This window comes from Fulvimonas soli (assembly GCF_003148905.1).
Classification (GTDB): domain Bacteria; phylum Pseudomonadota; class Gammaproteobacteria; order Xanthomonadales; family Rhodanobacteraceae; genus Fulvimonas; species Fulvimonas soli.
Genome location: NZ_QGHC01000021.1, coordinates 22,907 through 34,567, shown reverse-complemented (window position 1 = coordinate 34,567; position 11,661 = coordinate 22,907). Strand labels below are relative to the sequence as shown.

The 11,661-nt window shown below is 73.4% G+C and carries 7 protein-coding genes; 6 read left to right on the top strand and 1 reads right to left on the bottom strand.

What is annotated here, in order from left to right; genetic code table 11:
- Nucleotides 1-135: 135 nt before the first annotated feature.
- Entirely contained in the window at nucleotides 136-645 is a 510-nt protein-coding gene (locus tag C7456_RS16200; RefSeq protein ID WP_109724840.1) for a hypothetical protein, read from the top strand.
- 84 nt (nucleotides 646-729) lie between these two features.
- On the opposite strand, the gene C7456_RS16195 is transcribed toward C7456_RS16200, so the two are convergent.
- The gene (locus tag C7456_RS16195; RefSeq protein ID WP_109724839.1) at nucleotides 730-2,442 is read right to left on the bottom strand and encodes an LTA synthase family protein; all 1,713 of its coding nucleotides are present in this window, start codon (nucleotides 2,440-2,442) and stop codon (nucleotides 730-732) included.
- 340 nt (nucleotides 2,443-2,782) lie between these two features.
- On the opposite strand from C7456_RS16195, the gene C7456_RS16190 reads away from it, so the two are divergent.
- From C7456_RS16190 to C7456_RS16170, 5 genes are all read left to right on the top strand, one after another.
- Nucleotides 2,783-4,768 (top strand): bifunctional 2',3'-cyclic-nucleotide 2'-phosphodiesterase/3'-nucleotidase, encoded by a 1,986-nt coding sequence (locus C7456_RS16190; protein WP_109724838.1) that lies wholly within the window; start codon nucleotides 2,783-2,785, stop codon nucleotides 4,766-4,768.
- 195 nt (nucleotides 4,769-4,963) lie between these two features.
- Entirely contained in the window at nucleotides 4,964-5,569 is a 606-nt protein-coding gene (locus C7456_RS16185; RefSeq protein ID WP_245889914.1) for an RNA polymerase sigma factor, read from the top strand.
- A complete protein-coding gene (locus C7456_RS16180; protein ID WP_109724836.1) occupies nucleotides 5,566-6,570 on the top strand; it encodes a FecR family protein in 1,005 nt (334 codons plus the stop codon). The genes C7456_RS16185 and C7456_RS16180 overlap by 4 nt, the downstream gene beginning before the upstream one ends.
- A 70-nt stretch (nucleotides 6,571-6,640) precedes the next feature.
- Nucleotides 6,641-9,457, top strand: coding sequence for a TonB-dependent receptor (locus tag C7456_RS16175; RefSeq protein WP_139942855.1), 2,817 nt, complete (start codon nucleotides 6,641-6,643; stop codon nucleotides 9,455-9,457).
- Between the two features lie 141 nt (nucleotides 9,458-9,598).
- Complete coding sequence (locus C7456_RS16170; RefSeq protein ID WP_109724834.1) at nucleotides 9,599-11,617, top strand: S1 family peptidase; 2,019 nt, start codon at nucleotides 9,599-9,601, stop codon at nucleotides 11,615-11,617.
- Nucleotides 11,618-11,661 lie beyond the last annotated feature (44 nt).

Genomic DNA, 11,661 nt, shown 5'->3' with positions numbered 1-11,661 from the left:
CCCATTGATCGTCTCGAAGTCCATAGCGTCGGGTCATTGAACGGCTGCGCTCGCAAGAAAACCCAAGCTTCGCTTATCTAGTCAATTGATGACAGGCCCTACGGCGAGCTGCCCGGCACGCTGCCGGCGGAACACGTGCACCTGGAGAACGCCGCGCGCGGGCCGGACATCATCGTCAGCTACGCCTGGGACGCCGACGCGGTGGTGCAGGGCTTTCCCGGCACCGAGTACGCCAGCATGAACAACGAGCGCGGCGAGCACGGCAGCTTCAGCCCGCGCGACGTGCACAACACCCTGCTCGCCGCGGGGCCGGACTTCCGCGCGGGCTTCCGCGACCCGCTGCCGTCCGGCAACGTCGACCTCGCGCCCACCCTCGCCGCGCTGCTCGGCCTGCCGCTGCCCGCCGCGCAGGGCCGCGTGCTGCGCGAGGCGCTGGCCGGCACGGCGGGCCGCCCGCTCGGCGCCTACCGCGTCGCCCCGGCCGTGCTGCGTCCGCGCGAGGCCGCGCGGGGCCTGTCGATGCGGCGCGTGGACGGCAGCCCGCTGCGCGCCACCCGCTACAGCTTCCGCGTGCAGCTCAAGCGGCTCGACGACGGCGGCAGGAGCTACACCTATTTCGACTACGCCGCGCCGGAGCGGCCCTAGGCGTCCGTCGGAGCGGCCTCCGGCCGCGATGGCTAATGGAGATGCCGGGCCATCGCGGCCGGATGGCCGCTCCCACGACCTGCTCTACTCGAACACGTGCAGGCGGTCGAAGATCCAGCCCTGGTAGGAGGCGACCAGCCCCGGCGCCGGGCAGTCGGCGTAGCGCCCGCCGCAGCGCTCGCGCAGCGCGATCTGCGCCGAGAAGTACGGGTCGGCCGGCAGCCCCGCCGCCTGCAGCACCATGCCGGGCAGCAGCGCGATGTCCAGCGCGGGGTAGGACGGTAACGGCGCGCCGGCCGCGTTGCGCTTGATCATGAAGTAGGTGAGGTACTGCTGCAGCGGCCGCAGCGCCGGCGGCCAGCGGCGCGGCAGGCCGCGGATCAGCCCGTCGAAGGACGGCTGGTGGTCGCCGAAGTGCACCAGCACGGTGGGCTGCGCGCGGTCGAGGAAGGCGTGCTCCAGCTGGCGCATCGCCTGGTCCGAGGCGCGCAGCTGGGCGAGGTAGGTGCTGACGTTGAGCTCGGTCTCCGGCGGCAGGCCGGGCACCACGCCGCGGTTGAACGGCGGCGGCAGCCTGTCCAGCGGGTCGAGGTTGTGCGGGCCGTGCTGGTTGATCGTCAGCACCATCAGGAACACCGGCTCGCCCGGCTTCTTCACCCGCTGGTAGACGCGCCGGGCGGCGTCGAACATCTGCGCGTCGCTCTCCTCCCACGGGTCCAGCCCCAGCTCGTCGGCGTCGTGGAACTCCTGGAAGCCGTAGGCCATGTAGGCGTTGCGGCCGTTGAGGAAGGCGCCGTTGGTGGGATACACCGCCACCGTGCGGTAGCCCAGCCGCGCCAGCTGCTGCGGCAGCGCGTCGCGCATGCGCGGCGCCAGCACGTAGGGCGCGTACATGCCGCCGGCGCCGAAGATGTCCTGCGGCAGCCCGGTCAGCGCGGCGAACTCGCTCACCCAGGTGCCGCCGCCGAAGGTGTGCACGCGCAGCGGCCCGTGCGCCACGGTGCGCGCGTCGGGCTCGAACAGCGCCGGCGCGCGGCACTCCGGCACGCCTTTGCACATGGCGAAGTTGGACGGGTCGAAGGTGCTCTCCTCCAGCACCTCGACGATGTCCGGGTACGGCGGCCGCGCCGCGCCCGGCCGGCCCGCGGCGGTGGCGCCCCAGTCGCGCTCGGCCGCCGCATCGTCGGCGCGCGCGGGCAGCTGCACGTCCGAGTCGTAGAAGTAGACGAAGAAGTCGGTCAGCAGCGCGTCGTCGCCGCCCAGCTTCTGCCAGGCGCTGCGCTGGTACACCCGCCCGAACGGCCCCGCCGGCAGCAGGCACAGCCAGAAGCCCAGCACGCACAGCGCCAGCCCGGCCAGCCGCCGCCACGGGCGGGCCGGCAGCCACGGCGAGCGGGCGCCGCGCCAGGCCAGCCACAGCAGCAGCGGCACGCCCGCGCACACCAGGATCGCCAGCCCGTACAGGTGCGGGTAGCGGCGCAGCGTCTCCAGCAGGCTGCTGTGGGTGAAATAGATGAAATCGCGCGGCATCAGGCCGACGTCGAGGTACTGCTGCTTCAGCGCCGAGACGAAGCGCAGGCCGAGGAAGGCGCCGCCGCCGGCCAGCAGCGCCAGCACCGGCCGCGCGGTGGCGAAGTACAGCGCGCCGGCCGCGCACAGCATCAGGGCGGCGACGAACAGGCGCTGCACCGGCTCGGGCTCGCGCCACGCGGCGAAACCCAGGCACAGCGCGAAGCCCAGCCACGCGCCCAGCCGCAGCGCGCGTCCGCGCGCGGCGCGTGGAAGGAAAGCGGACATGCGAAGCCCCCTGTTGGCCGGACGGCGTATCGCCGCGCATCTTAGAGCCTGTTCACGATCTCCAAGTATCCCCCCATGGAACGTCATCCCGGCGAAAGCCGGGATCCAGCGTCGCTGACTTTTCGAGGGAACGTCACCGGACGACCAGCCCTTCGGCTGTCGAAAAGCGCCTCCTGCCTTCACAGGAATGACGGCGAGGCAATAGCCGGACCGACGGCAGATCTCGAACAGGCTCTTGCGACCGCCGCGCCGCCCGCCGCCGCACCCCGGCACGGCAGCGGGATGTCACGGGCTTCTGCTACGGTGGCCGACCTGCACGATCCCGATGAGAGCCACCCCGATGAAGCGCCGCCTCGTTCCCCTCGCCCTCGCCTCCGTCCTGCTCGCCGGCTGCGCCGGCCAGGCCTTCAAGCCCGGCAGGCTGCCGGACGGCGCGCGCGCCGACGTGGCGATCCTGGAGACCACCGACGTCCACGCCAACGTGCTCTCCTACGACTACTTCAAGCAGAAGGACGATCCCACGGTGGGCTACGAGCGCACCGCCACGCTGATCCGCCGCGCGCGCGAGGCATTCCCCAACACCGTGCTGTTCGACAGCGGCGACACCATCCAGGGCACCGTGCTGGCCGACTACCAGGCCAAGGTGAAGCCGGTCGGCTGCGGCGAGGAGCTGGCGATCTACAAGGCGATGGATGCGCTCGGCTACGACGGCGGCACCGCCGGCAACCACGAGTTCAACTACGGCCTGCCGTTCCTGTCGCAGGTCACCGGCACGCCGATGAACGTGGACGGCGCCGGCACGCAGAGGTGCGCCGGCCCGCACTTCCCGCTGGTGCTGGCCAACGTGTACAGCGCGCGCGACGGCCGGCCCATCTTCAGGCCGTGGGCGGTGGTGACCAAGACCATCGAGGCCTACACCCCCGACGGCAGCAAGCTCGAGGTGCCGCTGAAGATCGGCATCATCGGCTTCACCCCGCCGCCGATCCTGGAGTGGGACAAGCAGAACCTGGCCGGCAAGGTCACCGTGAGCGGCGTGGTCGAGGCGGCGCGCAAGTACCTGCCGCAGCTCGAGGCGCAGCACCCGGACCTGGTGGTGGCGATCCTGCACGGCGGCCTGGACACCCACCCCTACGCCAGCGAGATGGAGAACGGCGGCTGGCACCTGGCCGGCGTGCCGGGCATCGACGTGCTGCTGCTGGGCCACTCGCACACCGAGTTCCCCGGGCCGCGCTACGCCGGCCTGCCCGACGTCGACGCCCAGCGCGGCTTCGTGCGCGGCGTGCCGGCGGTGATGGGCGGCTTCTTCGGCAAGGACCTGGGCGTGATCAAGCTGGCGCTGGCGCGCGAGCACGGCCGCTGGACGGTCGACAAGGCCGACACCCACAGCGAGGTGCGCCCGATCTGCCCGAAGAAGAACGAGTGCGTGCCGGCCGACCCGGCCATCGCGCCGCTGGTGGCGCAGGCGCACGCGGCGGCGGTGGCCTACGTGGACACGCCGATCGGCAGCAGCACGCTGCGCATGAGCAGCTACTTCGCCGACGAGGGCAACATGACCGCGCTCTCCGCGGTGAACGCCGCGCAGGCCGACTACGTGCGCCGCGAGCTGCCGAAGCTGCGCCCGGAGCTGGCCGACCTGCCGGTGCTCTCCGCCGCGGCCGCCTTCCGCACCGGCTTCGGCGGCCCGGAGGACTACACCGACGTGCCGGCCGGCCCGCTCACCCTGCGCAGCGCGGCGGACCTGTACTACTACCCGAACACGCTGGCCGCGGTGCTGGTGGACGGCGCGGGCCTCAAGGCCTGGCTGGAGCACTCGGCCGAGCGCTTCAACCGCATCGACCCGGGCAAGGACGGCGAGCAGCCGCTGATCAACGGCCGCTACGTCGGCTACAACTTCGACCAGATCCAGGGCGAGGGCTTCAGCTACGTCATCGACGTCAGCCGGCCGGCCGGCCAGCGCATCGCCGCGCTCAGCTTCAAGGGCCGGCCGGTGACGCCGCAGCAGCGCTTCGTGGTCGCCACCAACAACTACCGCGCCGGCGGCGGCGGGCACTTCCCCGGCCTGGACGGCGGCAACATCGTGCTGGCCGCGCCGGACGGCGCGCGCGAGATCCTCGCCGCCTGGCTCGAGCGCATGCGGCGGATCACCGGGGACCAGCTGCCGGCCCGCTCCTGGCGCTTCGCCCCGCTGAAGACCCGCGGCCCGGTCACCTTCACCGCCGCCGCCGGCAAGCAGGAGGTGGCGCGCGCCGCCGGCCTGGACAACGTCCGCCAGCTGGCCGACCACGGCGACGGCACCGCCACCTACGCGATCGACCTGTCGCGCTGAACCCGGCGGCGGGGAGGTAGGGGGGTGGAGGCCTCCCGGCGTTATACAAGGTGAGGAGGGTTTTCCGTCCTCGGCCGGGGCGGTCCCCTGCCCGACCCGGTCCCCGTCAGGGATGCCGGCCCGCAAGCCTTCCGCAAGGACGCGGAAGCACCCGATTTTCCGGCCCCGTTCCGTCCAACCGGCCCACGCGCTATCGTGAACGCCATCACGTCGGTCAGCGGACGATTCCAGCGCATGGGGCTGAGCACGATCGAACGGGAGCGGCGCGCGCCGCTCCCCGCCACTCGCACGGACTTCGAGGTCTTCGTGCGCGGCCAGCGCGACACCCTGGTGCGCCTGCTGCGCCGCCGCGTGCCCTGCGAGGAGGACGCCCAGGACCTGGCCCAGGAAAGCCTGGAGCGGCTGATGCGCTACCGCACGCACGCGCCCGAGTCGTGGGCGCGGCTGCTGTACCGCATCGCGGTGAACGCGCTCAACGACCGCCTGCGTCGCGCCCGCGCGCGCGGCGACGCGCAGTACCTGAGCCTGGACGAGGCGGCGCTGGACCTGCCCTCGACCGACCTGGACCACGAGCAGCAGGTGGCCCAGCGGCAGGAGCTGGTGCTGCTGCAGCGCGCCCTGCTCGGCCTGCCGCCGCGCTGCCGCGAGGTCTACCTGCTCAACCGCATCGAAGGCATGAGCTACACCCAGATCGCCGCCCACCTGGGCATCAGCGTGAAAGCCGTGGAGAAGCACGTCGGCAAGGCGCTGAAGCTTTTGCGCGAGCGGCTGGCCCCCATCGACAAGGAGGTTGCCCCATGACACGGAACCTTTCCGGACAGCCGGCGCGGCACGAACCGGCCAGCGCCGAGGAATGGCTGGCCCGGCTGCTGTCGCCCGAGAGCGGCGCCGACGACCGCGCCGGCTTCGAGCGCTGGCGCGCGGCCGATCCCCAGCACGCGGCCGCCTACGCCGCGGCCGAGCGCATCCACCGCCGCGCCGCCGAGCTGGCCGGCGACCCGCTGCTGCGCGCCGCGGCGCGGGCGGCGCGGCGTGCCCCGCAGCGGTCCCATCGCCGCGCCTGGCTGCTGGCCGGCGGCATGGCCGCCTGCCTGCTGCTGGCCGCGGTGCTGCTGTGGCCCGCGCGCGAACAGGCCGACCTGGTGCAGCGCTACGCGCAGGCCGCCGGCCTGCCGCAGAACGTGCTGCTGCCCGACGGCACCGCGCTGGCACTGGACGCCGAGTCGGCGCTCACCATCCGCTTCGGCGCGCACCGGCGCGAGGTGGTGCTGGAGCGCGGCCGCGCCGAGTTCGGCGTGGCGCACGACCCGGCGCGGCCGTTCGTGGTGCGCGTGGGCGAGGCGAGCATCCACGACGTCGGCACGGTGTTCCAGGTCAGCCGCGACGACGCCGGCGCCACCGTCGGCCTGCTGCAGGGCCGCGTCGACGTCAGCGGCGGCCGCAGCGGCGACCGCTGGAGCAGCACGCTGGCGCCGGCGCAGCAGCTGCGCATCGGCGCCGACGGCCGGCCGGGCGCGGTGGCCCCGCTGGACCTGGCCGCCGCGCGCGGCTGGACGCAGGGCGAGCTGCGCTTCCGCGGCCGCCGGCTCGACCAGCTGCTGGCGGAGATGAACCGCTACTCCGACACCAAGCTGCGCCTGGGCGACCCGGCGCTGGCCGCGCTGACGGTCAGCGGCAGCTTCCACGCCGGCGACCAGCAGGCGCTGGCCACCGCGCTGGCGCGCGGCTGGCAGCTGCAGGTGCGGCGCACCGCCGAGCGCGAGCTGACCCTGCTGCCGCGACCCGGCGCCACCTACCGCTGACCGGGGCTGGATGCGCGATTCCGTCGTTTCGCCGCTTCTTCCTCGCGCATCCGGGTGCCGGTGGTGGCTTGTGGCGGCGGCGCTCGCCTGGCTGGCGCTGTGCGGGACCGCGCAGGCGGCCGCGCGCACGCAGCACTTCCGCATCCCGGCCGGCGCGCTCGACGACGCCCTGTGCGCCTACGCGCGGCAGAGCGGCATGCAGCTGCTGTACCGGCCCGAGCTGGTCGCCCGGCGGCGCAGCCCCGGCCTCGACGGCGAATTCAGCGCGGAAGGCGCGCTGGCGCGGCTGCTCAGGGACAGCGGGCTGCAGGCCGAGGCGGTCGCGCCCGGCACCTTCGTGCTGCACCGCGCGCCGCCCGCGCCGGCCCGCGCGACCGCGCCGCTGGCGCCGGTGCCGCTGCCGGCCACCGAGCTGGGCACGATCGAGATCACCGGCACGCACATCCGCCGCACCGCGCTGGAGCCGGCCGGCCCGCTCACCGTGATCGACCGCCAGCAGATCGAGCGCAGCGGCTACCAGACCCTGTACGAGCTGCTGCGCGCGCAGCCGGGCGTGCGGGTCAACAACACGCCGCTGGCGATGGCCGACGGCGCGCTGTACCAGGCCAACGGCCTGTCCGGCGCGACCGGCGCCGGCGCGGCGGACCTGCACGGGCTGGGCCCGGCTGCCACGCTGTTCCTGATCGATGGCCAGCGCATGGCGCCCTACCCGCTGGCGCAGGGCGAGTTCGCCCAGGTCAACGACCTCGACGCGATCCCGCTGCCGCTGGTCGAGCGCATCGAGATCCTGCGCGACGGCGCCTCGGCGGTGTACGGCTCCGACGCCATGGCCGGGGTGGTCAACATCATCCTGCGCAAGCGCTTCAGCGGGGTGGAGGTGGACGGGCAGAGCGGCCTGTCCAGCCGCGGCGACGCCGCCGAGCGGCGCGGCACCGTGCTGCTCGGCGGCGAGTTCGCCGGCGGCGGCCATGCGGTGTTCGGCTTCGACTACTTCCAGCGCGACCCGCTGCTGGGCCGCCAGCGCGACTGGGCGCGCGCGCCGGCCGGCGCGGCCGCCGACGCGCCCGCCGGCGGCGACGACTACTACTTCGACGGCGCCCGGGTGGTGCACGAGGGCAGCCCGGGCTGCCTGCAGACCACGCTGGACGGCCCGTGCACCGACCAGGCCGCCGCGCAGGGCACGCTGCAGACCGCGCTGGACAGCCGCACCCTGCTGCTGCACCTGGACCACCCGCTGGCCGGCGCGCAGGCCTACCTGGACCTGCGCTGGAACATGCTGCGCCAGCGCCAGCAGATGGCGCCGGCCTCGGTGGACCTGCTGGTGATCGACCCGCGCGACCCGGCCAGCGCGCGCACCGTGAACTACGCCTTCGACGACCTCGGCCCGGTGCGCGACTCCAGCCAGGCGCGCGGCACCCAGCTCACCCTCGGCCTCGGCGACGCCACCGGCGTCTGGCGCTGGGACGCGCACTTCGACGGCCAGCGCAACGAAGGCAGCGACCGCGTGCGCGGCCTGCTCAGCGACCCGGCGCTGGAGCGGGCGCTGGACGAGGGCAGTTACGTGCCCGGCGCGCCGGACAACCCGCCGGCGGTGCTGGCCGCGCTGTCGCCCGTGCTGCTGCGCCGGGGCAGCACCTCGCAGAGCGGCGCCAGCGCGCGGCTGGACGGGCCGCTGGCGGAATGGCCGGCCGGCCCGCTGTCCCTCGCCGCCGGCGTGGAGACCTACCGCGAGCGGATGGACGACCACCCCGACCCGCGCGTGGTCGACGGCGACGTGTTCCAGTTCCAGCCGCCGTACCAGCTGCACGGCGAGCGCCGGATCGCCGCCGCCTACGCCGAGCTGGAGGCGCCGCTGACGCGCCGCCTCACCGCCAACCTGGCCGGCCGGCTCGACCACAGCAGCGGCTTCGGCAGCGCCTTCTCGCCGCGCCTGGGCCTGAAGTGGGACCTCGGCGACAGCCTCAGCCTGCGCGGCACCGTGGCGCGCGGCTACCGCGCGCCCACCCTGCCCGAGCTCAACCGCCCCGAGATCGCCTCCACCCTGGGCGTGCTGGTGGAGGTGCCCGACGCGCTGCTGCCCTGCCGCAGCCCGCAGTCCAGCGGCAACCAGGGCACCAGCTACTGCCTGCTGCAGCTCAACAGCGTGGGCAACCCGCGGCTGCAGCCGGAACGCTCGCGCAGCTACACCCTCGGCCTGGTGCTGGCGCCGACCCCGGCGCTGGGCATCGCGCTGGACGCCTCGCGGATCGAGCGCTACCACGAGATCGGCCCGCTGCCGGTGTCGTGGGCGCTGGACCACCCGGACAGCTACCCGCAGCTGTTCCAGCGCGACGCCGGCGGCACCCTGTACGGCTTCGACCAGCAGCTGGTGAACCTCGGCCGCACCAGCGTGCGCACCTACGACCTGGACCTGCGCTACCGGCTCGACACCGCCCGCCGCGGCGGCTTCGACTTCAACCTCGGGCTGGACTGGCTGGCCTCGCTGCGCCGGCGGATCCAGCCGGGCGAGGCCAGCGTGTCCTACGCCGGCTACGCCGGCCAGCCGCGGCTGACCGGGCTGGCCGGCGTCACCTGGACGATCCGCGACTGGAGCAGCACCGCCAACCTGCGCTACACCGGCCACTACGCCTACGCCGACCGCGCCGGCAGCCTGTTCGCCTGCCCGGACGAGCTGCGCCAGGCCGGCCACTGCGAGACGCCGGCCTTCGTGCTGCTGGACCTGGACCTGGACTACACCGGCTTCGCGCGCTGGCGGCTGGGCCTGCACGTGCGCAACCTGCTCGACCACCGGCCGACCTACTACGGCAACCCGCCGATCGGCTTCAACCCCGCCTTCGACGACGTGGCCGGGCGCTACTTCCTGCTCAGCTTCCGCTACCGGCGCTAGCCCGGCGCGGGCGCGCGGCGGGCCGGGAGCGGGCCGCACGCGGGCAACGACGCGCGCGGCCCCGCCGGCGCCGCCGTTTTGGCTAGACTCGCCGGACACGGCGCCCGCAGGCGGCGCGGACACACACAGGAGAGCATCGGCATGGCAAGAGGCAGCACGGAAAAGCGCGCGCGCGGCGGCGACGGCTGGCGCGGATGGTTGGGACGCCTCGCGCTGCTGGCGCTCGCCGCGGGGCCGGCGCACGCCGCCGCCGCCGTGCTCGACCCGGCCGTGCTGCCGCAGGTGCAGGCCGCCACCTTCGAGGTGGTGGTGCCCAAGCCGGCCAGCGACCCGCTGAGCTACGAGAAGCCGCTGCCGCTGGAGCTGCTGCCCTACCAGTTCCGCACCGACAAGTACTTCTCCATCGGCACCGCCTTCGCGCTGGGCGACGACCGCTACGTCACCGCCGCGCACGTGCTCGACGTGGGCATCGGCAGCCTGCTCGGCGAGCCGGCGCTGCGCGACGCCAGCGGGCAGGTCTACGCGATCGACAAGATCCTCGAGTTCTCGCAGCAGCGCGACTTCGTGGTGTTCTCGCTGGCGCACCCGCCCAAGGTGAAGCCGCTGCCGGTCGATGCGGCGCCCGCGCTCAACCAGGCGGTGTACGCGGTGGGCAACGCGCTGGGCACCGGCGTGGTGATCCGCGACGGCCTGTACACCTCCAACACGCCGGAGGAGCAGGACGGCCGCTGGAAGTGGATCCGCTTCTCCGCCGCCGCCTCGCCCGGCAACAGCGGCGGTCCGCTGCTGGACAAGGACGGCAAGGTGATCGGCGTGGTGCTGATGAAGTCGGCCAACGAGAACCTCAACTACGCGCTGCCGATCGCCGAGGTGCTGAAGGCGCCGGCCAACACCGCCGTGCTCGACCAGCGCCGCAGCTACCAGTTCGACGTGTTCGACGCCACCCAGGTGGACGACGTCAAGGGCCAGTTCGCGCTGCCCAAGAGCTTCGCCGAGTTCGGCGCGGCCTACCTCGGGCTGGTCGACGGCTACAGCGACAGCCAGCTCGGGGCGCTGCTGGCCAAGGACCCCGAGCACCTGTTCCCGCACGGCAGCGGCTCGAACCGCCTGCTCTACGGCCAGGCCTACCTCAACGGCTTCCCTTCGCTGGTGATGCGCGACAGCGACGGCGACTGGGGCATCTCGCACGGCAGCGTGGACCGGCAGAACCTGCCGCACAACGGCTACGTCGAGCGCAGCCACGTCGGCCACCAGGGCCTGTTCCACCTGCGCCGCCCCGACGACGTGACGGCCGACCGGCTGTACCACGACCCGCAGCTGCTGATGGACCTGATCCTCAAGGTCGCGCCGCTGCAGCGGCCGGTGGCCACCGAGCAGATCAAGATCACCTCGCTCGGCAAGCCGCAGCAGGACACCGTCTACACCGACGGCTACCACCGCCGCTGGCAGGTGCGCAGCTGGCCGCTGGCCTATTCCGACACCGTGCTGATCTGCTTCGCGCTGCCGGTGCCCGACGGCTACGCGGCGATGGTGCGCTTCGCCAAGGCCGGCCCGCAGGTGCACGACTCGACCATCGACCTCAAGGCGCTGACCGACTTCGTCTACCTCTCCTACGACGGCACGCTGGCGCAGTGGCGCGACTTCCTCAAGCAGGACGCGCTGCTGCCCGACGCGCTGCGCGCGGTGACGCTGGACGTCGACTACGGCAAGCGCCTGGCCTACCGCTCGCCGCGGCTGGCCTTCGCCTACACCCCGGCGCTGCAGGCGATCCAGCCCGACAGCGGGCTGACCCTGGGCTTCAGCTACTTCGTCGACCACGGCAAGGTGGTGTGGGACGTCGCCCAGGTGCTGGCCAAGGCCAGCGTGCACGACAGCGACGTGGTGCGCCTGAACCGCCTGGCCAGGCCCGCCGACGGCATGGACGACAACTTCCGCAGCGAGTGGGACAAGCTGCGCCGGCGCGAGCACCCGGTGGACGGCGTGGCCTTCAACGGCGACGACGCCACCATGATCGACACGATCGGCGGCAGCGTCGGCCCGAAGGACGATCCCGGCGTGATCTACACCGCCGCCTACGCCACCAAGGGCAACCAGCCGCAGGCCGCGATGAAGGCCAAGCTGGACCTGCTGCTCAAGGACCTGGAGATCCGCGAGCGCTGAGCGCCCGTTCAAAATCTTCCGGGGAAGGCCCGTGGCATGAAGCG

Excerpts from the sequence above, each read along its gene's own strand:
- C7456_RS16170 (WP_109724834.1), top strand. The coding sequence starts at position 9,599 with ATGGCAAGAGGCAGCACGGAAAAGCGCGCGCGCGGCGGCGACGGCTGG.
- C7456_RS16195 (WP_109724839.1), bottom strand. The coding sequence starts at position 2,442 with ATGTCCGCTTTCCTTCCACGCGCCGCGCGCGGACGCGCGCTGCGGCTG.
- C7456_RS16180 (WP_109724836.1), top strand. The coding sequence starts at position 5,566 with ATGACACGGAACCTTTCCGGACAGCCGGCGCGGCACGAACCGGCCAGC.
- C7456_RS16190 (WP_109724838.1), top strand. The coding sequence starts at position 2,783 with ATGAAGCGCCGCCTCGTTCCCCTCGCCCTCGCCTCCGTCCTGCTCGCC.